This is a genomic window from Sorangiineae bacterium MSr12523, from assembly GCA_037157775.1.
GTDB lineage: Bacteria > Myxococcota_A > Polyangia > Polyangiales > Polyangiaceae > Pendulispora > Pendulispora brunnea.
Map to the genome: position 1 here is coordinate 2,224,883 of CP089982.1, position 21,781 is coordinate 2,246,663.

Annotated in this window: 21 protein-coding genes; 6 read left to right on the top strand and 15 right to left on the bottom strand. The window is 64.7% G+C overall.

All coding sequences use genetic code 11. From position 1 onward, the window contains the following. Window positions 1–71: 71 nt before the first annotated feature. Window positions 72–932, bottom strand: coding sequence for an ATP-binding protein (locus LZC95_08985; GenBank protein ID WXA96969.1), 861 nt, complete (start codon window positions 930–932; stop codon window positions 72–74). 100 nt (window positions 933–1,032) lie between these two features. Here LZC95_08985 and LZC95_08990 point away from each other — a divergent pair, with 100 nt between their 5' ends. Genes LZC95_08990 through LZC95_09000 form a run of 3 tightly spaced genes read left to right on the top strand, consistent with a single transcriptional unit; the run spans window position 1,033 to window position 4,507 of the window. Further along, on the top strand, window positions 1,033–2,205 hold the full coding sequence (locus LZC95_08990) for a hypothetical protein (protein WXA96970.1): 1,173 nt from the start codon (window positions 1,033–1,035) through the stop codon (window positions 2,203–2,205). Window positions 2,206–2,219: 14 nt separating this feature from the next. Then, window positions 2,220–3,425: an acyl-CoA dehydrogenase family protein gene (locus LZC95_08995; GenBank protein WXA96971.1), complete on the top strand. Its 1,206-nt coding sequence runs from the start codon at window positions 2,220–2,222 to the stop codon at window positions 3,423–3,425. Beyond that, window positions 3,422–4,507: a phosphotransferase family protein gene (locus LZC95_09000; protein ID WXA96972.1), complete on the top strand. Its 1,086-nt coding sequence runs from the start codon at window positions 3,422–3,424 to the stop codon at window positions 4,505–4,507. The genes LZC95_08995 and LZC95_09000 overlap by 4 nt, the downstream gene beginning before the upstream one ends. Window positions 4,508–4,655: 148 nt before the next feature. On the opposite strand, the gene LZC95_09005 is transcribed toward LZC95_09000, so the two are convergent. The 12 genes from LZC95_09005 to nadE all read right to left on the bottom strand — a co-directional run bounded on the left by LZC95_09005 (window position 4,656) and on the right by nadE (window position 15,132). After that, on the bottom strand, window positions 4,656–5,252 hold the full coding sequence (locus LZC95_09005) for a response regulator (GenBank protein ID WXA96973.1): 597 nt from the start codon (window positions 5,250–5,252) through the stop codon (window positions 4,656–4,658). Between the two features lie 163 nt (window positions 5,253–5,415). Next, a complete protein-coding gene (locus LZC95_09010) occupies window positions 5,416–6,792 on the bottom strand; it encodes a HAMP domain-containing histidine kinase (protein WXA96974.1) in 1,377 nt (458 codons plus the stop codon). Continuing rightward, window positions 6,789–7,475 (bottom strand): response regulator transcription factor, encoded by a 687-nt coding sequence (locus tag LZC95_09015; protein ID WXA96975.1) that lies wholly within the window; start codon window positions 7,473–7,475, stop codon window positions 6,789–6,791. The genes LZC95_09010 and LZC95_09015 overlap by 4 nt, the downstream gene beginning before the upstream one ends. A gap of 35 nt (window positions 7,476–7,510) precedes the next feature. Then, the gene (locus LZC95_09020) at window positions 7,511–7,687 is read right to left on the bottom strand and encodes a hypothetical protein (protein WXA96976.1); all 177 of its coding nucleotides are present in this window, start codon (window positions 7,685–7,687) and stop codon (window positions 7,511–7,513) included. A gap of 36 nt (window positions 7,688–7,723) precedes the next feature. Then, window positions 7,724–8,287, bottom strand: a complete 564-nt coding sequence (locus LZC95_09025) for a periplasmic heavy metal sensor (protein WXA96977.1) — start codon at window positions 8,285–8,287, stop codon at window positions 7,724–7,726. Between the two features lie 121 nt (window positions 8,288–8,408). Further along, window positions 8,409–8,936: a GNAT family N-acetyltransferase gene (locus tag LZC95_09030; GenBank protein WXA96978.1), complete on the bottom strand. Its 528-nt coding sequence runs from the start codon at window positions 8,934–8,936 to the stop codon at window positions 8,409–8,411. A gap of 85 nt (window positions 8,937–9,021) precedes the next feature. Beyond that, window positions 9,022–9,906 carry an acyl-CoA desaturase gene (locus LZC95_09035; GenBank protein WXB00312.1) on the bottom strand — a complete coding sequence of 295 codons (885 nt, stop codon included), beginning with the start codon at window positions 9,904–9,906 and terminating at the stop codon, window positions 9,022–9,024. 117 nt (window positions 9,907–10,023) lie between these two features. After that, a complete protein-coding gene (egtD, locus tag LZC95_09040; GenBank protein WXA96979.1) occupies window positions 10,024–11,007 on the bottom strand; it encodes an L-histidine N(alpha)-methyltransferase in 984 nt (327 codons plus the stop codon). Window positions 11,008–11,036: 29 nt separating this feature from the next. Next, the gene (egtB, locus tag LZC95_09045) at window positions 11,037–12,359 is read right to left on the bottom strand and encodes an ergothioneine biosynthesis protein EgtB (GenBank protein WXA96980.1); all 1,323 of its coding nucleotides are present in this window, start codon (window positions 12,357–12,359) and stop codon (window positions 11,037–11,039) included. A gap of 32 nt (window positions 12,360–12,391) precedes the next feature. Then, window positions 12,392–12,640: a hypothetical protein gene (locus LZC95_09050; GenBank protein ID WXA96981.1), complete on the bottom strand. Its 249-nt coding sequence runs from the start codon at window positions 12,638–12,640 to the stop codon at window positions 12,392–12,394. Between the two features lie 16 nt (window positions 12,641–12,656). After that, window positions 12,657–13,025: a DUF883 C-terminal domain-containing protein gene (locus LZC95_09055; GenBank protein ID WXA96982.1), complete on the bottom strand. Its 369-nt coding sequence runs from the start codon at window positions 13,023–13,025 to the stop codon at window positions 12,657–12,659. 196 nt (window positions 13,026–13,221) lie between these two features. Next, the gene (gene nadE / locus LZC95_09060) at window positions 13,222–15,132 is read right to left on the bottom strand and encodes an NAD(+) synthase (protein ID WXA96983.1); all 1,911 of its coding nucleotides are present in this window, start codon (window positions 15,130–15,132) and stop codon (window positions 13,222–13,224) included. 288 nt (window positions 15,133–15,420) lie between these two features. On the opposite strand from nadE, the gene LZC95_09065 reads away from it, so the two are divergent. After that, the gene (locus LZC95_09065) at window positions 15,421–15,630 is read left to right on the top strand and encodes a cold-shock protein (protein ID WXA96984.1); all 210 of its coding nucleotides are present in this window, start codon (window positions 15,421–15,423) and stop codon (window positions 15,628–15,630) included. 190 nt (window positions 15,631–15,820) lie between these two features. Here LZC95_09065 and LZC95_09070 read toward each other — a convergent pair whose 3' ends face one another. Beyond that, entirely contained in the window at window positions 15,821–16,153 is a 333-nt protein-coding gene (locus LZC95_09070; protein WXA96985.1) for an FKBP-type peptidyl-prolyl cis-trans isomerase, read from the bottom strand. A gap of 135 nt (window positions 16,154–16,288) precedes the next feature. On the opposite strand from LZC95_09070, the gene LZC95_09075 reads away from it, so the two are divergent. Then, window positions 16,289–18,292 carry a KUP/HAK/KT family potassium transporter gene (locus LZC95_09075; protein ID WXA96986.1) on the top strand — a complete coding sequence of 668 codons (2,004 nt, stop codon included), beginning with the start codon at window positions 16,289–16,291 and terminating at the stop codon, window positions 18,290–18,292. Window positions 18,293–18,320: 28 nt separating this feature from the next. Here LZC95_09075 and LZC95_09080 read toward each other — a convergent pair whose 3' ends face one another. Further along, on the bottom strand, window positions 18,321–19,778 hold the full coding sequence (locus LZC95_09080; protein ID WXA96987.1) for a serine/threonine protein kinase: 1,458 nt from the start codon (window positions 19,776–19,778) through the stop codon (window positions 18,321–18,323). A gap of 437 nt (window positions 19,779–20,215) precedes the next feature. Here LZC95_09080 and LZC95_09085 point away from each other — a divergent pair, with 437 nt between their 5' ends. Further along, entirely contained in the window at window positions 20,216–21,760 is a 1,545-nt protein-coding gene (locus LZC95_09085; GenBank protein ID WXA96988.1) for a serine/threonine protein kinase, read from the top strand. The last annotated feature ends 21 nt before the right edge of the window (window positions 21,761–21,781 follow it).

Consider the following 21,781-nt stretch of genomic DNA (forward strand, 5'->3'; position numbering starts at 1 on the left):
GCTCCCCCTCCCGCTCCCGATCTCATTGGAGAAGATCGGGATCGGGAGCGGGAGCGGGATGGGAAGAAACCTCACGCGTTCAGTGCGCGGGGGATGCGGACGGTAAAACGCGCGCCGCGTGTGGCGTTGGCGTCTTGCAGGTTCTCGGCGTGAACGGAGCCCCCATGGGCATCGATGACGCCGCGAACGATGGCGAGACCTAGGCCCGTGCCGCTCTTGGGCGCGTCCAGGCGAGAGAAGCGCTCGAAGATGTTGGCCAGCTGCCCATCCGGGATGCCGGGGCCGTCGTCTTCGACGCAAAGCTCGACGTCCGCGTCCACCTGCTGCAATCGAACGCGAATGACCTTTTTGGCGAAGCGAACGGCGTTGGAGAGCAGGTTCGTCACGACCTGCGTGAATCGGTCGGCGTCCACCACGGCCTCCGCCGGTTGCTCGGGCAGGTCGACCGCGATCTCGATGTTCGTGCCGGCGTCGATGCGGCGGATGTCGTCCGCCACGTTGCGCACGAGGGTGCGAACGTCGGTGAGCCGCTTTTTGAGCTCCACCCGCCCGGATTCCATGCGCCCCAAGAACACGAGGTTGGACGCGAGACGTGTGAGCCGCTCCACGCTGCGGCGGACGAGGCCGAGCAAGAACTTCTGCTCGTCGTTCAACTCGCCCACGTCTTGATGCGAAAGCTCGTTGATGGCGCCCACGATGACGCCGAGCGGTGCCCGAATGTCGTGAGCCACCATGGAGAGCAGATTCGTCTGCGCGCGTTGCAGCAGCGAAAGCTCCTGCAACTTGGTCGCGACCTCGCTCTCGAGGATGACGCTCGCATGGGCGTCCAGTGCCCGGATGCGCTCCGCGAGCTGAGCCGGTTGTTCGGTGCCTGTGCCTAGAAGAACGGTCGAACCTTGATTGGATTTGACTTGAGCCAGAAGCTCATCCACGGTTTCAGGTTCGACGATGTCCTCTCTACCTACTTGCCCGGCCGAAAGTCGATAACAGAGAACTGCCACCCAAATGGCTCATAACACGTAGCTGGTGGAAATGGCGAATCCTCTGGTGGCATTGGCGCCGCGCCGTCGCCTGCTCGCGCTCGTTGGCGTTCTCGTCATCGGCATTCTCCTGGTGCGTCCGGTGGGGGCTCATCTTCGTGCCACGGGGCTTCTTCTGCGGTTTGCCGCTGCAGATCCCGCGACGGCGCCATGGCTCGCGCGTGCCTCTGCCCATGCTGTCGACGAGGAGAGCTCCACGCTCGAGACGGCGACGGGGCCCACGCGTGCGCGATTGTACGTGCCGCACGGGGTGGGGGATCCTCCGGCGGTGGTCATCGTGCCTGGGGTGCATCGCCTCGGGGTCGACGAGCCGCGGCTTCAGCGCTTCGCGCGATCCATCGCATCGTCGGGCGTCGCCGTCTACACGCCCGAGGTCAAGGCGCTCACAGAGTACCGCATCGAGCCCGCGAGCATTGGCACCATCGGCGAGGCCGCGAAGGCCCTCGCCCAGCGCCGGCACAAAGCGAAGGTCGGCATCATGGGGATGAGCTTTGCCGGCGGGCTCGCGTTGCTCGCGGCGGCGGATCCACGCTACGCGCCGTCCATCGCCTTCGTGGTGGCCGTGGGCGCGCACGACGATCTATCGCGCGTGGCGCGCTTCTTTGCGACGAACGAGATCCCCGCGCCCGACGGGCACCCCGTGCACATGAAGGCGCACGACTACGGCACCGCGGTGCTGCTCTGCGATCACGCCGAGGAGTTCTTCTCCGCAGAGGACGCGCCGGGTGCCCGCAATGCGCTCCGGCATTGGCTCTGGGGCGAGGAGGGCGAGGCCCGCGCGCTCGCCGCGAAGCTCGACGAGGCGTCGCGGAAAAAATTGGAGCTGCTGTTCGAGCGAAAAGGCTCGGAGCTCGCGCCCGACATCTTGCGCGTCGTCGATGGGCAGCAAGCCGCGATGCGCGACGTCTCACCGCGCGGGCATCTCGCGGGTCTGCGTGTCCCGATTTTTCTCCTTCATGGGGCCGGTGATTCGGTCATTCCGCCGAGTGAGACGTCGTGGCTCGCGACCGAGGTCCCATCGGGCTACTTGAAGAACACCTTGATCAGCCCGGCGGTGCAGCACGTCGAGCTGCAGGGCGAACCAAGTGTGTCCGACCGGTGGGCTCTGGTGCACTTCATGGCGCAAATCCTGGAAGAAGCCGAGGACGAGCGGACTTCGTTCTGAGGTACGCTCGGTCCATGTTTCCCGTCCCCGCTGAATTGCAGTCGCATCTCGAAGCGATGCGCTCCATCGTCGATACGGAGTTGATCCCGTTGGAGCAGCGGCTCGCGAACGAGAAGCGATTTGCCGCCATCGAGCCCGCGCTGGCGAAGGTTCGTCAGAAGGTGAAAGAAAAGGGTCTCTGGGGTCCGCAGATCCCCAAGACGCTGGGAGGAATGGGCCTCGGACTGACGGAGCACGCGCGCGTGAGTGAAGAGCTCGGGCGCTCACCGCTCGGGCACTACGTCTTCAATTGCCAGCCACCCGACGCGGGCAACATCGAAATTCTCCACGCCTTCGGCACGGACGAGCAGAAAAAGACGTACCTCGAGCCGCTCGCGCGCGGTGACATTCGCAGCTGTTTCGCCATGACGGAGCCCGAGCACGCGGGCTCGAACCCCACGTGGCTCTCCACGACGGCGAGGAAGGACGGCAACGACTACGTCATCCACGGACACAAGCGGTTCACTTCGTCGGCGGACGGTGCGGCCTTCGCGATCGTCATGGCCGTGACCAATCCGGAGGCCGCGCCGCATGCCCGTGCGAGCCAGATCATCGTGCCCACGAGCACGCCGGGGTTTCGCTTGGTGCGCAACATCTCGGTGATGGGGGAGTCGGGCGATGGCTACATGAGCCACGGCGAAGTCGTCTTCGAAGGTTGCCGCGTGCCGCAGACGAACTTGCTCGGTCTCGAGGGCGCGGGCTTCGGCATCGCGCAGGAGCGGCTCGGCCCCGGACGCATCCACCACTGTATGCGCTGGATCGGCATCTGCGAGCGCTCGTTCGAGTTGATGTGCCAGCGTGCGGCCTCGCGCAACGTGGCGCCGGGCAAGCCGCTGGGAACGAAGCAGATCGTCCAGGCGTGGATCGCGGAGAGCCGCGCGGAGATCCAAGCGGCACGGCTCATGGTGCTTCATGCCGCATGGAAGATGGAACGCGAGGGCGCCTACGCCGCGCGCGAGGACGTCTCGCTGATCAAGTTCTTCGTCGCGGGCGTGCTCGAGCGGGTCATCGATCGGGCGATTCAAGTGCACGGTGCTCTCGGCATGACCGACGACACGGTGCTGGCATTCTTCTATCGGCACGAGCGGGCGGCGCGCATTTACGACGGGGCGGACGAAGTGCACAAGGTGGTCGTCGCCAAACGGATCCTCAAGGGCTACGGGTTGGAGGTGTCGTCATGAGCGCGGTTAAAGTCGATGGTGCAAAGCCGGTTCGTGCGGGCGAAGAGCTCGATGCGGTGAAGCTCGCGAGCTTTCTCGAGCGCGAGGCGAACATCGGAGGGCCCATCGAGATTCTGCAGTTCCCCGGCGGACACTCGAACCTCACGTACCTCGTGCGCACACCCGAGCGCGAGCTGGTGCTGCGGCGACCTCCGTTCGGCAACCGCGTGAAGAGCGCGCACGACATGGGCCGCGAGTTTCGCATTTTGTCGAAGCTGTCCGGCGTGTACGCGCCGGCGCCGCGACCGGTGGCTTACACGGAGGATCCCGAGGTGCTGGGCGCGCCCTTCTACGTGATGGAGCGCGTGAACGGGGTCATCTTGCGCCGTACCATGCCGAGCGAGCTCGGTGTCGATGCGCCGTTGATGCGAAGGCTGTGTGAATCGCTGGTGGATGCGCAGGTGGCGCTGCACGCCGTGGACTACGAGGCGGCGGGGCTCGGCGACTTGGGAAAGCCTGCAAAATACATCGAACGCCAGGTGACCGGCTGGACCAAGCGATACCGCGACGCGCAGACCGACGAGGTCCCCGAGATGGACCGCGTGGCCGATTGGCTTGCGGCGCGCACCGACGAGGCCGAGGCCGACGACTCGGGCAGCGTTCGCGCAGCGGTGATTCACAACGACTACAAGTTCGACAACGTGGTGCTCGACCCCGACGACATCGTCCGCGTGCGCGGTGTGCTCGACTGGGAGATGTCCACCTTGGGCGATCCCCTCATGGATCTCGGCACGACGCTCAGCTACTGGGTCGAGGCGGGCGATCCCGACGAGTTGAAGTTCCTCGCGTTCGGTCCGACCACGCTTCCCGGCGCGCTCACGCGGCGTGAGGTCGCCGAGCGCTACTTCGAAAAGAGCGGACGCAAATCGCGCGATCTGCGCTTCTTCCTCGTGTTCGCCTTGTTCAAGAACACGGGGGTGCTCCAGCAGATCTACTGGAGGTACAAGCAGGGTCTCACCAAGGACGAGCGTTTCGCGTCGTTCAACATGGCCGTGCGCATCCTCGCGCAGCGCGCGGAGCACACGATTCATCAAGGACTCTAAGAGAAGAGGATTGAACAGGGAGACGGGGAGGCGGGGAGTTTTTGTGGGTTTCGATGGCTCGCAATGGGCGATTGGAAACCAAAAAAACTCCCCGTCTCCCCGCCTCCCTGTGAATTCTTTTTTTTGCCGACTGCGATGCGCAGGATGGTCAGCGCATTCCAAGGCGCTTCAAGCGGCGGAACAGGTTGCCCCGGTCCAGATGAAGCATGCGCGCTGCAGCGGCAACGTTGCCTTGGCAGAGATCGAGCGTCGAGCGAAGCACGTGGCGTTCCGAGTCGTCGATGAGCGACTGGTAGGAGCCTTTGCGCAAACGCGCGCCACTCGGCGCGGGGAGGGCGGGAGCCACGGCGCTGGTGACCGTTTCCTGCCAGGAACGCTCCTTTTGAGAGCGACGAAGGGCGACCGCTCGTTCGACGGCCGGGCGAAGCTCGTCGATGCCGACGGGCTTCTCGAGGAAGTCACTCGCACCGAGACGGAGCGCTTCGACGGCGTGCGGAATCCTTCCTTGGCCGGAAACGAGAATCACGGCGAGCGGCAACGGTTGCGGAAGACGGGCGAGGAATTGAAGGCCCGTTTCATTCGGTAGAATGAGGTCGAGGACCATGACGTCCGGCAAGAGCCGACCGTTGGTCAGGATGTCCCATGCTTCATCGCCACTGCGCGCTTCGGTGACGACATACCCATCGAGCCGCAGCGCGCGGCAGATGCCACGGCGCACCGCAGGTTCGTCGTCGACCACCAGCACGCGTCCACGAATAGCGTCTTCGGCGAGAGGCGGAGGTTGTTCGGAGGCGGGTTCGTTGCAATCGGGCGAAACAATGTTTTCCATCTTGGCGATACTGGACACCTTAGCGAAGGAGTTGCGTGCGCGGTACTCAACTCGCCACTTTAGGCGAACGATTTGGAGCCTACTGCCCTACCAATTTGAAACGAACCCCAACGCGCGCGCCGCCTTGGGCGCGATTCTCTGCGAAGGCCCGACCGCCGTGTGCCTCCGCGATGCGCTTCACGAGCGCGAGGCCGAGGCCGGAAGATCGCGCGCTCGCAGCCTGATTTCTCGGGTTTTTGTAAAAGGGTTCGAACGCTTGCGATGCCTCCCCTGGTGCGAAACCAGGTCCATCGTCTTCGACATCGAAGGCGACGAAGTTTCCGTCTCGATGTACGTGAAACATCGCGACACCTCCGGCGTGACGCTCTGCATTCTCGAGCAGATTGTGGACCGCTCGCGCCACCAAAGTTGGGTCGCCCCGGAATTCGAGGTGCGGCACATCGACGACGAGCTTCTCGGGCGCGACGCTCGCGCGTTCGATGGCTTCTTTTGCCACTTCGGTGGCGTCCATCGTCACGGGTTTCGTCGCCGCGAAGTCAATGCGTGAGGCCGCAAGGAGATCGCTCACCAAGGCATCGATGGCCACGACCTCGCGATCGAGCTCGTCGAGCGCCGGGCATCCCTGCCCATCCGTCTCGGTGGATTGCTCGGCAGCGCTGCGACCCAGCTCGATGAGCAGGCGCATGCGTGCAAGCGGTGTACGGATTTCGTGCGATACGGTGGCGAGCAAGGCGCGCTGATCGGCGAGTTGCTTCTCGATGCGCACCGTCATGTCGTTGAGCACCTCGGCCAGCAGGCCCATCTCGCCGCGATCGTGCAGCGGCAGACGCGTGCGGCTCGAGAAGTGTCCTCGGCCGATGTCGTCGGCCACGAGCGCGACTTGGTAGATCGGCCGCGCCACGCGGCGGGCGATGAGACCGGATGCGGCCCACACCACGAGAAGCCCGACGCACAACGGAATGAGGACCGATTTGCCGAAGGCGTGGTGCTCCACGCAAAGGGTGACCTTGCCCAGCGCTTCCCCGTCGTCGCTGACGATGGGGACGTCGAAGGCCTTCTTGCACTGCGCGCCGATGGACTGCAGCACGTGGCCCGAAGAGTCGCGCACCACCAGGTTCATGTTCAGATCGTGCGCGGTGGCGCGCGCCAGGCGCGAGCGCTGGTCGGCATCGTTCCACACCTCGGCGTAGCGGCGCGCGAGGAAGGTGCGCGCGTGATCCACGTCGGCGGACCAACCCTGGCCGCTGGTGAAGAAGCGCGTGGAAACGCCGACGAACAGGCCGCTGGCCAGGATGGTGAGCCCGAACCAGAGAAAGATGCGCCGCTGAAGTAAGAACTGGAACTTGACGCGATGAAAGGGATGCCGCAGGCCGAAGTAGCGCGGATCGAACTTGTGCCAGTGCCGGTGCCAGCGCTGGATGGCCTCGCGGCTCGGCGGGCGCCTTCGCCGTCTCACACGAGATCCTTCGCGAGAACGTAACCGACGCCGCGCACCGTTTTGATGAGGCGCGGCGATTTGGGATCGTCCCCGAGTTTCTGCCGAAGATGCGAGATGTGCACGTCGACGGTGCGGTCGCCCACGGTGACGTCGCCGCGGCCCGCCTCGGCGAGCAAGGCTTCGCGGGCGACGACGCGTCCGGGCCTGCGCGCGAGGGCGAGCAAAATGTCGAACTCGACGCCGGTGAGGTCGACGGGTTTGCCGCCGAAGGAAACCTGCCGGCAGCCGACCTCGATGGCGATGTCGCCGACGCGGATGCGCTGGTCGATGGCATCCGGTGCGGCGCGCCGCAGGACGGCGCGCAGGCGGGCGAGGAGCTCTCGAGGGCTGAACGGCTTGGGGACGTAGTCGTCGGCGCCGATTTCGAGCCCCACGACGCGGTCGGTCTCGTCGCCCTTGGCGGTGAGCATGAGCACCGGGATGCGATTCTTTTCGCGGATGCGGCGCAGCACCTCGAGGCCGTCCATGCCCGGCATCATCACGTCCAACAAGACCGCGTCGAAGGTGCCGTTGCCGAGCGCCGCGAGCCCTTGGGGACCGTCCGAAACGGCGGTCACCGTGAAGCCGTTTTGCTCCAGGTAGCTCGCGAGCAGCTCGTACAGGCGGACGTCGTCATCGATGAGTAGGACGCGGGTCGGCATTGGCAGGTTCGTACAAGATTACGACAGAAGCGGCATCAATTCGCCTGCCGAGCGGCGTCGACGCAGACTTGGGCAATGTGCTGCTCGAAGGCAGCCCGGCGGGCGTGGTTGTGGCAGCGAAGGCTTGCGAAGCCGAGGCTGTATCCGCCGACGGTGCCCAGGGCGAGGACGGCAATGAGGATTCTTCGATTGACGGGGTGCATGAAGTGCATGGGGAGCGAGTCCTTTCCTGCTCAAAAGGGGCTTGGTCAGAAGGGGCCAAAGCCGGGGCCGCGTTCGAGCCAGTCGGCCAATTGGGCGCGCTGACGCTCGTCGAGTGCGCCGTGGATCTTGGCAAACGCGTCGATGCCGGCTTTGCGCATGGTGTCGATGCCGTGTTCGACCCGCGCCGTGGCGCCGCCGAGCGCGACCTCGTCGAAGCTTTCACCGCGCATGGCGGTGGCCACTTCGGAGCGGGCGCCGCGCATCTCCTCGCGGATGCCCCGGCCGGCCGCGCGCAGGTCGTCGAGGGCCTGCATGATGGCTTTTTCCTGCCCCGGCGTCGTTTGCAGGCGTTCGAAAAGGCCGCGCAAGACGAAGCGCGGGCCGAAACCGCCGCGGCGTTGCCAGCGGGGCTCGTCGTCGAACTGCCAGGAATCACGGCGCCACGGGTCGCGGTAGCCGCCGCCGCCCCCGCCGTAGCCGCCGCTGTAATCGTGATGCCCTCCGCAACCGCCGCCGAAGGCGTAATACGGGCCGGCGTAATAGCGCCCTCGACGGAGGACCTTTACGAGCCCAACGAGGCATAGTGTGCCAATGACGAAACCAATCATCGCGATCTCCCTTCTTTGCGCGCTTCATCTGCGCGTCGCTTCGCGTGAGGGAGATGGTCGGGTCGGTTCGTTAACGGGATCCGCGCGCCTCGGTTAAGAAGTGTGAACCCTTGAACCCCGGTCAGGACTCGGGGGGCGGGAAGGTGCTGCGGCGCGGCGCCCGTTGCTGCGTCTCGCGCGTCATTTCCAGCATGGTCGTGCGGAAGCCGAAGGACGTGAACAGCTCTTGGGCCTCGCCGTTGTACATGGCGGTGTGCAGCACGATGCGGGGGGCGCCCAGCTCCTCGAGGTGGCGGATCGTCTCCGCCAGGAGCTTGCGCGCGATGCCTTGCCGCCGCTCGTCCTCGGCCACGAACACGTCATGGATCCGGCCACAGCGATCGAGCAGGTCGTTCCAATTGCGCGGCTCGACGCGGGCATACGTGTAGCCGACGACGCTCATCCCCGCTTCGGTCTCCCGCAGCGCGCCGAGGATGACCGTGTCACCCGAGCGCATCTCCCCACGTAGAAAGTGCCGGTAGCCATCGGCGGCGTCCGGCACATTCATGAAACGCAAAGGGTCGAGGTCGTGGTGATACCGAACGAGCCTCGCGGCGAGTGCGGCTATGCCCGCAAGGTCTTCTTCGAGCGCCCGACGGATGATGACCATCGGGGGAAATGTAGCATGGGAGAAGGGTGTAGGGTTTAGGGGTTAGGGTTTAGGGGGGAGAGGAACGAGGCCTCTTCCTAAACCCTCAACCCTCAACCCTGGCCGCCCGCGACGCGATCGGCGCGCGGTCGCGGATTTTGGCGGGCGGGGTGTGCAGATCCCAGACGATGCCGAACACGGAGAGCACGCGCAGCACGTAGTACGTGACGTCGATCTCCCACCAGAAGAAGCCCTGGTTCACGGCCTTCGGGTAGTAGTGATGATTGTTGTGCCAGCCTTCGCCCAAGGTGATGAGCGCGAGGAGCAGGCTGTTGCGGCTGTCGTCCGTCGTGGTGTAGCGGCGGCGGCCGATCCAATGCGCCAGCGAATTGATCGTGAAGGTGCCGTGCCAGAGCAAGCTCGTGGAGACGAAGAAGCCCCAGACGAGGCCCCACCAACCCAAGGTGAGGTACAGGGTGACGGCGAACGCGGTGATGGGCACGAGGTGCCAGCGATTCAGCCAGACCAGCTCGGGGTAGGCTCGGAAATCGCGGATTTGGTCCCACTCCGTCTCGTCGTACTTGCGGGCGAGGATCCAGCCCACGTGCGACCAGAGAAAGCCATTGAGCTTGCGCGAGTGGATGTCGCCCGGCTTGTCCGAAAATTTGTGATGCAGCCGGTGGTGCGCCGCCCACCAGAGCACGCCCTTCTGCACGCTCAAGGTGCCGATGAAGGCCAGCACGAACTGGAACACACGGCTCGTCTTGTACGTGCGGTGCGCGAAGTAGCGATGGTTGCCGGCGGTGATGCCGAACATGCGCAGGTAGTAAAAGCCGACGGCGAGCAAGAACCCTTTCCAGGACCATCCGAGCGCCCACACGCCCGCGACGGCGGCCACGTGAACGGCGAAGAACGGAATGCTGGTGATCCAGGCAATGCGGCTAAGCGAAGGATCTTCGGCAGCTTCGGTGACAGGAGCCGGACTCTCGATGCCGGCAGCTTGTAACGTCATGCCGGCACCATACGTGCGGCTCTGTCACGAATCGGTCATCTGCTCATCATTCTTCGACGACGGAGCCGCTCGCCACCCGCCAGACAGGGGTGGCCGTCACGCGGAACGCAGAAGCTGTACGCTGAAAAGGCTCTTTTCGTCGGTCCAGACGCGATCGACCCGGAAACCGCCGCGCGTGGCGATGTGCGTCATATCGTCGGCACTGAATTTGTACGAGTGCTCGGTGAGGATGGATTCTCCCTCGGTGAACGGAATCGTCACGTCGCCGACGCGCACGATTTGAGAGCAGGTGCTCACCAGGTGCATTTCGATGCGGCCGTCGCGCTCGTTGTAAAAGGAGCGATGGCGGAATCGGTCCAGGTTGAAATCGGCCCCGAGCTCGCGGTTGATGTGCGTGAGCACGTTGAGGTTGAACGCGGCCGTGACGCCGGCGCGGTCGTTGTACGCGAGCTCCAAAACGGTGCGGTCCTTTTTGAGATCCGCGCCGAGGAGCAAGGCGCACGGGCCGCGCGCGAGCGACCGAAGGTGCGCGAGAAAGCGAATGGCCTCCTCCGGCGAGAGATTCCCGATGGTGGAGCCGGGGAAGTAGAACACCAGGTTTTGCGTCGGGCGCCGGGCGCGCGGGATGTCGAAGTCCTGCGTGTAGTCTGCACATACGGGTAGAACTTCGAGCCCGCGATCGGCGTAGGCGTCGAGCAGGAGCGCCGCGGACGAGATGAGATGCTCGCGCGCGATGTCGATGGGCACGTACGCCGCGGGGTCGTCGAGGTAATCGAGCACCAGGCGCGTCTTGTTGCCGCTTCCGCTCCCGAGTTCGATGAGCAGGGGACGCGCGCCGAGTTCACGCGCAATCTCACGATTGTACGTGCGCAGGATCGCGAGCTCGGTGCGGGTGGGGTAGTACTCGTCGAGCTCGCAGATCTCGTCGAAGAGGCGTGAGCCGCGTTCGTCGTAGAAGAACTTGCACGGAATGGCCTTTTTCTTCTGCGAAAGGCCGTGCAGAACCTCGGTACGGAACGAGCTTTCGCGGGTCGGAGCGTAGTCGTAGAGCGTGAACGGGCCGATGCTCGTCGTCTTCATGCGCAGTCCTCTCGTCAGGCTTGTTCAGGTCAGGTCTGCAGGTCTTTGGCAAGACGGATGCCCGTCATTTGCCAGCGTGCGCCGGGCGGAAAGAAATTGCGGTACGTGCGCCGCAAGTGGCTCGCCGGCGAGAAGCATGAGCCTCCGCGCAAGACCATTTGGTTGCACATGAACTTGCCGTTGTACTCCCCGAGCGCTCCAGCAAGCGGCCGAAAGCCTGGATAGGGTGCGTAGGCGCTGCCGGTCCACTCCCAGACGTCGCCGAACATCTGATGCGGACCTTTTTCACTCGATGCTCGATGGGCGAGGGGGCGCGGAACGAGAAGGCCGGACCCGACGAAGTGGCCCGACGCGATGGTACAGCGCTCGGAGGTGATCTCCCATTCGGCCTCCGTGGGCAGACGCGCGCCGGCCCACGCGGCGTACGCGTACGCCTCGTACATGCTGACGTGGGCCACGGGCGCGCCGCGATCGATGGCGAGCGTGCCGTGGAGCGAGAACGTGAGGTGCGTGCCGTCTTCTTGCTTCTCCCAGTACAGCGGCCCTTCCCAGCCTTCCTTCGTTCGCACAGCCCAGCCGTCGGAGAGCCAGAACTCCGGCCGCGAGTAGCCGCCGTCCTCGATGAAGTCGAGGTACTCGCCGCACGTGACCAGACGCGAGGCGATGGAGAATGCGGGAACGAAAAGACGATGCCGTGGCGTTTCGTTGTCGAAGGCGAAAAGATCGTTGCCGGTCCCAGGTCCCGTTCCTGCTTCATGCCCGATCGAGCGCAGGCCTTCGGGTTCGTCATGCCACGTGAGCGGCGGGCGATCGCGACGCGCGGTATCACGCGTGCTCGCCGGCGGCGGCGGCGTGTAACGCGGACGAAGCGGGTTCTGCGCGAGCACGTGCTGGATGTCCGTGAGAATGAGCTCTTGGTGCTGCTGCTCGTGATTCAGTCCCAGCTCGAGCACCGCGGCCACGTCGGCGTCGACACCGCGCGCGAGCATCGCGTCCATCTCTTCGTCGATGGCCTCGCGGTAGGCAACGATCTCTTGCAGCGTGGGCCGGCTGAGAAGCCCGCGCTGACCGCGTGGTGTCCGCTCGCCCAGCGCCTCGTAGTACGAATTGAAGAGCAGCCCGTAGCGCGCATCGTAGGTCGCGCGAGCAGGCTTCGCACGGCCGAGGACGAACGTCTCGAAGAACCACGTGGTGTGCGCGAGGTGCCACTTCGTCGGGCTCACGTCGGGCATCGATTGCACTGTGCAATCTTCCGGTCCAAGTGGGGCGGCGAGCGCGGACGTCGCCTGCCGCACGTCACGGTAACGTGATGCGAGGGACGACGAGGTGGACACTGCGTCGTGAAACCGCATTCGGCAGGCGTAGGGAAATATTTGTTCTTCGGCTAGGGTAATCCGCGCAGAGCTTCACGATCGTCGTCCGTCGAGGGAGCGGAAGCGATGCTTGCTTCGACCTCGCCTTCGAGCGATGCATCGTCTGCGGGAGGGCTGACCGTACCGTCGGTTACGTCCGTTTTCGAAGGCGCGGTGGCGGCGGACAGCGGGCCCAATCCCGGTGTGGTGTGCCGCTCGAGCGAGTCTTCTTCGCCGCGATCGGCTGGTGTCGATGGCCCTGGCGGATCGATCGACGTCACCGGATCCGGCGACGAGTCAGAAGCCTTCGCGTTTCTTTTCCCCGTTGGACTCATGATTCACCTCGTCCACCAGATCGTCGATCAGCCGCTTGATGCGACCTCGCGCCATTTCACTGGCAAGGATACCTCCCGTGGCGAGGAGCATCGTGCGAAGTAGCTTCGAGCCCACGATGGCCCCGACACCAAACCCGACGCCAGCGGCGATGCCGAGCGTGCGGTAGGGATTTTCCTTCACCTCGCGTTCGACGATCTCGGGAAGGTCTCGCGCAAACTCCGCGATTTTGTCCGGCGTGAGCTTGCTCGCGAACTTGAGCAGACTGCTTTCCTCCTCATCGGACTCGGTCTCAGCCTTGCCGTTGGCGTACGCGCTCTCTTGCAGGTCCATGCGCGTTCATGATGCGAGGATCGAGCCCAGAGAGATTCACATGAAGGCGGGAAGGCGGGAAGGTTTTAGGAATTTCGTTTCGCGCGATGCGCGGCAATTCTCAAACCCTTCCCGCCTTCCCGCCTTCATGTGAATTCTCTTATTGAGGCAAAGTGCCATGGTTGTGGCACTAGCGCTCGCTGCCGTTGCGTGGCGACTATGTCCACTCGGTGGATTGGACCACGGGGAGTTGCAGGGCGCGTTCGCGCTCGAGGTCGAGGTTGCCCACGTGGAGGCTCAGCGGGGTCTGCACCCACTTGTAGATCGACTGCGTGAACAAGCGGCCGAACTTGGTGGCCCAGGTCTCCAGCTGCGTGGGGTTCTCGTCGGGGAAGATGGATCGCAGGGCGATGACGACCTCGGGGATGCTCATCTTCTCGCCGGCGTAGAGCGCGAAGCAGGCATCGAGCACGGGGAAGGGCATGAGATCGCGCTCGTCCTCCATGTCGTCCGCGAGCTCGGCGCTGGCCGGCTTCATCAAGGTGAGGCGGATGGCCTCCGACTTCGTCGTCTCGAACAGGTAGTCGAGAAGGTAATTCACCACCGTCTTCGGCACGTTCGCGATGACCGAGAGGGCACCCTCCATGTCGCCGCCGATGGTGGTGTACCCCACGGCCTTCTCGCTCATGTTGCTCGTCTGCAGGAAGAGCCCCGCGGCGCTGTTCGACCAGCTCCACATGCGCTCGGCGCGAAGGCGCGCCTGGATGTTCTGCTTCGTGAGCTGCGTGACCGATTCACCCGGTTGCAGCATGCCCTTCGCGGCCGCGAGCTCGTGTTCGAACGCGTCGTCGATGTTGCTGATGACCAGCGGCACACCGAGCTCCTTCGCCGCGGCCTCCGCGGCGGCGCGCGTCTCGGCCGACGAGTAGCGCGTGGGCATGAAGAAGGCGCGCAAGATCTCGGCGATGCGCTTCTCCGCTTGCGGATCGTCCCGGAAGCGGCGCGCGAGGTAGCGGTGCGCGAGCATCAAGCAGAGCAAGCTATCGCGCCCGCCGGAGAGGGCCACGCCGATGGTCTTGAACGCGCGCGTCTTCTCGAAGTAATCGCCGATGCCCAGCGCCAGGGCGTCCAGCAGGTCCTCGCAGAAGTCCGTACGCGCGGAACGCGGCTCGGAGGGCTCGGGCAAGAAGAAGCTCTTGTGCGGCGGGCCGGGATAACGAAGCGCCTCGCGCCCGCGGGTGGGCACGTCCACCTTCACGTGGTGCACGTGACGTACGCGTGCGGCGTTCGCCTCCTCGAAGGTCTCCTGGTCCATGCGCCACGTGGTGTTCTCGGCGCGCAGACGTCGCGTTCGATTCAAATCGACGGTGACGCAGGTGAAGCCTTCGCGGTAGCGCGGCGCCACGTGCAGCATGCGTCCGTTCTGCGCGACGTAACCGCCGCCGTCGTAGATCAAGCCATCGTTGGCCCCGACCAGCGCGGCATAGACCACGGTGCATTGATTGTCCGACGAGCGCGTGCTGATGATCTCGCGGCGCGTGGCCTCGACGCCCAAACGGAAGGGCGACGCCGACACGTTCACCATGATCTCCGCGCCGGCGTAACAGCGGCGGCGCATGGGCCCGTCCGGGGACCAAATGTCCTCGCACACCTCGATGCCGACGGTGCCGAAGTCCATGTCGAAGACGAGGTCTCCGAAGGGCACACCGTTCAAGTCGTCACAAAGGCCTGGGGCGCCGCGTGCCAGGGTGCGGTTTTCGTAGAAAACCCCGTACGTTGGCAGCTTTTCCTTGGGCACGAGGCCGTGCACTTTTCCGCCGTGCACGAGGGCCGCCACGCTGTAAAGGTGGCTGCCGCGCGCGACGGTGAGGCCGAGCACGGATGTCGCGCCAAGGCTGCGCGTCTCGTAAGCAAAGCGATCCAGCTCGCGCCGCTGCGCATCCACGAATGCGCGCCATTGCACGAGATCTTCCTGCATGTAGCCGCCGATCAGTTGCTCCGGCAGCGCAATCAAGGTGGCGCCTTCGTCGGCGGCCGAGTGGGTGAACTCCAATGCGCGGTCGACGTTGCTCCTCACGGCACCGACCGTCGTGTTGACGTTCACGATAGCGATACGGACAAGTCTCATGAAAGATGCGCCCTTACCTTACCAGTTGCGTTACAAAACCGACCATCGTACCGCATTTATAGGGCCTTTGTCGCTGTCAAGACAGATTACAAACCGGGGCCCCGGTAACATCCATCAGGTGTCGGGGAGCGTCGGGACACGGAACGTCGGGTGTTTCAGGCCCTCTCGTTCTGATCTGGCTCGACTTTCGGACCCAGGAATCTTATCTATCGGCTCGATTTCGTTGGGCACGTTGGGTTCGATGGTCGAAGTTCAAGCCCGGGCGAAGTTGGAACAGAGAGACAGCAGATGGCAACTGGAACTGTGAAGTGGTTCAACGAGGCGAAGGGTTTCGGATTCATCAAGCAGGACAACGGCGGCGACGACGTTTTCTGCCACTACAGCGCCATCCAGGCATCCGGCTTCCGCACTCTGGCCGAGGGCCAGCCGGTGGAGTTCGAAGTGAAGCAGGGACCCAAGGGTCTCCTCGCCGAGAACGTCCGCGTTTTGGGAGCTTGATTCTCGTTCATCGATAACCCGCGAAAATAAGTGAAAGCGGAGCGCGCCGTTCATCGAGCGTGCCCCGCTTTCGCGTTTTGTGCGTCTGTACTGCGCAAAGCAAACCCGCTCCCGATCCCCCTCCCGCTCCCGATGTTCATTTCGGGAGCGGGAGCGGGATCGGGAGGGGGAAAGATCCGTCAGCGTGCTGTCAGGCGATTCCCAGCAGTTCGACCTCGAAGACGAGCGTCGAGTTGGGCGGAATCACCGGCGGAAAGCCGCGCGCGCCGTATGCGAGATCCGGTGGGATCGTCAGCTTGCGAACGCCGCCGACCTTCATGCCGGCGACACCGAGATCCCATCCTTTGATCACGTTGCCGCCGCCCAAATTGAACGAAAATCCGCGGCCGCGGTCGCGCGAGCTGTCGAACTTTTTCCCATCGGTGAGCGTGCCGACGTAGTGAACGGTGACGTTCTGTCCTTCCTTCGCCTCTGCACCTTCGCCGACTTTCAGATCTTCTACTTTCAGGTCTTCTTGGGCCATCGCGGGCTCTCCTTTCGTTCGTCGGCATGGGAGCCTCCGTTCACCGCCAACGTCAAGATGTGAAACGCGGTTCGGCTCGGTCTCGAGTAGCCCAGTTGCGTTCAGGGCGGCTCTGCCCATAATGCGTAGCTCTCAATGTCCGCTCCCACAGCCGCGGCCCCTTCCAATCCCAGTGCGCAGCGGCCGCCCAGCAGTCATCGTCCTCCATCGCGGAGCATCCACTCGTTGGCAGACTTGGGGTTGCTCGATAAAGAGCACCCCGAGCGTGGCGCATCGGTTCGCGCGCTCACGTTGGCTGCGCTCGGTGTCGTCTTCGGCGACATCGGCACGAGCCCGCTCTACACATTGCGCGAGTGCGTGCACACGGCCGAGCATGGCGGTCCGGCGACGCAAGCGGGGATCCTCGGGCTCCTCTCGTTGATGTTCTGGTCCCTCACGATGGTGGTGACGGTGAAGTACCTCACCTTCATCATGCGGGCGAACAACCATGGCGAGGGCGGCATCCTCGCGCTGCTTGCACTGGTGCCGGAAAAGTTGCGCGCCCCGCAGGGACAGAAGGTCGGCTGGGTGGCGGTGCTCGTCCTCATTGGCGCCGCGCTCCTCTATGGCGACGGCATCATCACGCCATCGATCAGCGTGCTCAGCGCCGTCGAAGGTCTGGAGACGGCTGCACCTGGGCTCAAGCGCGCCGTCGTGCCGATCACGTGCGCCATCCTGATCGGGCTCTTCTACATCCAGCGTCGCGGTACCGCGGACGTGGGGCGCTTCTTCGGGCCCATCATGGTGGTGTGGTTCGCCACGCTGTTTGGCCTCGGCGCGTACCACATCGTGGAGTACCCGGCGGTGCTGCAGGCGCTATCTCCGCATTACGCGGTGAGCTTCTTCCTGCACCACGGCTGGCACGGCTTCGTGACGTTGGGCGCCGTCGTGCTCTGCGTGACCGGTGGTGAAGCGCTCTATGCGGACATGGGGCACTTCGGAACCCGGCCCATTCGCCTGGCGTGGTGGCTCTTCGCCATGCCTGCCCTGGTGGTGAACTACTTCGGTCAGGGTGCACTCGTGCTCTCGCACCCCGAGGCGCTCGAGAATCCGTTCTTCTCCCAGCTGCCCACCGGCCCGCTCACGTACGCCCTCGTTGCGCTCTCCACCATGGCGTCGATCATCGCGTCGCAGGCGCTCATCTCGGGAGCCTACTCGCTCACGCACCAGGCCGTGCAGCTCGGCTACTTTCCGCGCGTGACGGTAAAGCACACGTCGCACGAGACGGAAGGGCAGATTTACATCCCCCAGATCAACTGGGGCCTCATGGTGGCGTGCCTCATCGTGGTGCTGCAGTTCCAGAAGTCGTCCGCGCTGGCGGCGGCCTACGGCATCGCGGTGACCGGCACGATGGGCATCACCTCCATCGTTTACTACGTGGTGGTTCGCCGCAATTGGGGTTGGTCGCGCTGGAAGGCGTTGCCGCTGGTGGTGCTCTTCCTCTGCTTCGACATTCCGTTCTTCGCCGCCAACCTGTTGAAGCTCTTCGAGGGTGGCTACGTGCCCATCATCTTCGGCGCGGCCGTCTTCTCGGTCATGCTCACCTGGAAGATTGGACGGAGCTTGCTCGCCGAGTACATCGTGAAGCGCTCGCCGCCGATGGACGAGTTCCTGGCCGGCTTGCACAATCGGCTGGTGGCGCGGATTCCGGGCACGGCGATCTTCATGGCCTCCAACTCGGGTCGCGTTCCGCCGATTCTCTTTCACCATGCGCAACGCATCCGCGTCTTGCACGACACCGTGATTCTCCTCACGGTGGTGACGGAGCACGTGCCCGTGTCCGACGAGGATCGGCGCCTCGAGGTGCAGGATCTCGGCGAGGGCTTCTACCGCGTCGTCGCGCGTTGCGGTTTCATGGAAGCGCCCAACGTGCCCGAGATTTTGCACGAGGCTGCGGCGCAATGCGGGGTCCCCGTCGACTTCAGTCACATGACGTATTACGTCGGCCGCGAGACCTTCCTGGCCAGCGGCAGCGGCAAGATGGGGCGCTGGCAAGAGATGCTCTTTGCGTTTCTCTCCCGCAACGCGCAGCCGGCAACGCGCTACTTCGGCATCCCGCACGACCACGTCGTGGAGCTGGGAACGCAGATCGATTTGTAATCGCGCTGCTCTCGAACCTCTCGAACCTTCAGCGCTCGGAAGAGGAGCGTGACTTGGAGCGCTTCTTCGGGGAGGGCGCCTTCGTCGCCGTCGCAGAGGGCGGGCCCTCCGCTGCGTGAGGCGCGGCGGCGGCGTTGAGGTTCGAGGCCGCTGCCGTGGAGCCGGTCACTCCCCAGGGAGAGACGACGGCACCATCGGCCAAGGGCGCAGCAGGTCCGGCAGACACGGCAGACACGGCCGTCGTGGGTGGCGTCGGTGTCGCTTCGACCGGCTTCTCTCTGGCAACCCCCGTGTCCGTCTGTGGCGCCGTGTTCGTCCGGTAATGCGCGATACCATAGAGGCCCGCCAAAGCGACCAGGGCCAGTGCGACCGCGCTTGCGATGGCCGTGCGCGGACCGATGGGGATCTCGCTGCGATCGTCCGTCGTCCCTGAGCGGGACGAGGCTTTCATCGCGTCGGTGGCCGTCATGACCGGCCCCACCCCAGCCATGGGCAAAAAGCCAACGGCCGCGCCATCGACGGCGGGCCGCTGCTGCGAATCCGTGACCGCCATGCGGTTTTTCGCCGTCGCGGCGACGCCCTTCACGCGCTCCACCATCAGACGCGCCGACTCGCTCGAGCCGAAGGGCCCCAGCGCTTCCGCCAACGCCGAGATGCTATCGAAGCGCTTCTTCGCGTCCTTCTCCAGACAGCGCAGAATGACCTGCTCGAGTGCGTGCGGCGCCGAGGGCACTTCCTCGGTGAGCTTGTGCGGCGTGCCCTGTTTGATGAGTTGCTGCAGCTCCACCAAGTCTTCCGAGTCGAACGGCGGCTTGCCGGCGATGAGCTCGTGCAAGATCGCGCCGAGCGACCAGATGTCGCAGCGATAGTCGACCTCGCCCGAGGCCATGAGCTGCTCGGGCGACATGTAATGCGGCGTTCCGAACGACGAGCGCCTTCGCGTGAGCTCGACGCCGCCCACCTTGGAGATCCCGAAATCGAGCAGCTTGATGATGGGCTTTCCGTCGGAGCGCTGCGCGAGGAAAAGGTTCGCCGGTTTGAGATCGCGATGCACCACGCCGAGGCCGTGCGCTTCGGCGAGTGCTTCACACGCCTGCAGCAGGTAATCGACGGCCGTCTCCTGAGGGAGCGGCCCTTGGTCCGCAAGAAGCGTCTCCAAGTCTTGCCCCTCGAGGAACTCCATGACGAGGCACGGAGCGCCATCGTCGAGTGCACCAACGTCGTGCACGCGTGCAACGTGCTCGCTCTTGATCTTCACCGCTGCACGCGCCTCGCGGCGAAAGCGTGCGACCACCTCTTCGTTCGAACGATACCTGGGCAGAAGGATCTTCAGAGCAACGCGATGGTCGAGTTCGATGTGGCGTGCGGCAACCACGACAGCCATGCCCCCTACGCCAAGGACCGCTTCGACGACGTACTTCCCCGCCAGAATCTCGCCCGGGTGTGGAAGCCCGAGCGCCCTTCCGGAGGGCGTTTGTTCGGCCATGGTCATTCAGTTTCGTCCTCGAGCCGCACCCTCATCCAAGAGATGATCGCCGCAGTTTACGCATTTTAAAGAGGTACATGCACACTAGGTCAACGCAAGGCGGGCCGTGCGGTGTTCCCGGCCGCGGTATGAAATGGCCGTCCCAGCAGCATCATCGCGCCGCGGGGACGACGCAGGTCGGGGGCCGGTCGGCGACGTTGCGGCCTGCTGTCTCCCATGTGCGGCCAATCGTCCGCCGTCCCTGTAGCAAATCACACCGGCTCCCTGCTTTTTCGCCGCACATTTTGCGGGTTCCGTTCAGCGCCGCACATCGCACGACAGTCCTGACCGCGGAGTCCATTGGATGCGCTCGACCATGACGGTTGCCGGCGTGTGACGCCGCCACGGCTGGTGGACCGTGGGCACGACCGTTGCTGAGTAAGGGGCGTGGGGGAGCCATGACACTGAACGAAATCCATCGAAGTTCGGTCGTGGAACTCGTCCCGGGGACGATGATCACGCCCAACGTGCGGCTCGTGCGCCAAATCGGCGAAGGTGGAATGGCGAGCGTGTGGCTTGCGCACCACGTGGGGCTCGACACGCAGGTTGCTGTAAAATTGATGTCCCCCGCGCTGGCGTGCCACCAGGCCGCAGTGGAGCGCTTCACGCGCGAGGCTCGATCGGCAGCGCGCATTCATCATCCGAACGTAGTGCAGATACTCGATTATGGCGTCCCTGCGGAGCCAAATGGGCTGCCGTACATCGTGATGGAGTACCTCGAGGGCACGGACCTCGAAACGCGCATTCATCTTCGCGGGCGACTGAGCCTCGAGGAGACCGCAAGCATCGTCGTCCAAGTGACGCGCGCACTCGACAAGGCGCACGAGCTTCGGATCGTGCACCGAGATATCAAGCCCGAGAATATTTTCCTCACGAGCGACGGCGAAGAGGTCTTCGTCAAGGTGCTCGACTTCGGTATCGCGAAGCTGCTCGGCCGCGGGGACGTGAGTGTGACGAACACCGGCGCGACGCTCGGGACGCCGACGTACATGAGCCCGGAGCAGATGCTCAGCGCGAAGAACGTCGATTACCGATGCGACCTATGGGCGCTCGCGGTGGTGACGTACGAGATGCTCACGGGCCGCAAGCCCTTCGCGGGCGAGACGTACGGCGCGGTCTGCCTCGCGGTGAACCGCGGGAAGTTCCGTTCGCCGAGCCGCTACCGGAAGGATATCCCGGGGGCGTTGGACGAGTGGTTCCAGCGGGCGCTCGCACGCGATCCGAAGAAGCGTTACCGCTCGGCGCGTGAGATGGGCGAGGCGTTTCTGACGGCCATCGGGGTGCAGGCCCGGGTGTCGCGCTTCGGGATGAACTCGTCATGGCGCGGGTCGTTGATGGCCTCCTATGTCACGCGCAACACCGGCGAGAGGAGCACCATGAAGCGCCCCTCGCGCGTCGTGCCGATGGTGGCGGCGATGGCGCTGTTCGCGGGCGCGCTGCTCGCGGTGACGTTTGCGCGGCCATGGTGGAAGGCCTCGCTGCAGACCGCGGCGGCGGCACCGGTGACGGCGACGATCAACGGGGCGTTGCGCGCCCACGGGTCATCCGCCGTGCGCGACGAGAAGAGCACCCCGACGACGACGGCGCCGCAAACGCCGACGAAGGAGGTGGCGAAGGACATCCCGCCGCCGCCGCCGCCGGCCCCGGTGAAGGAGACCACCCCGCCGCCGGCGGTGGCCAAGGAGACTCCGGCCGCACCGGCGAAGGTGGCGAGCCACGCGAAGGAGAACGTGATCGAGCTCGGGTCGGGTTCGTCGGCCGAAACCGCGAAGTCCGAGCCGCCGAAGCCGCGTCTTCCCAAGCCGAAGAAGCCCAAGACCGAAGGCGAAGGCGGCACCGACACCGCCGTCGAGCAATCCACCGACGTGACGCCGGACACCTCGTCGTCGCCGCCGCCCGCGATTCAGGTCGACAGCACCCTCGGAACGGGGTCGGGGGCGTAGCGGGCACGGGCACGGGCACGG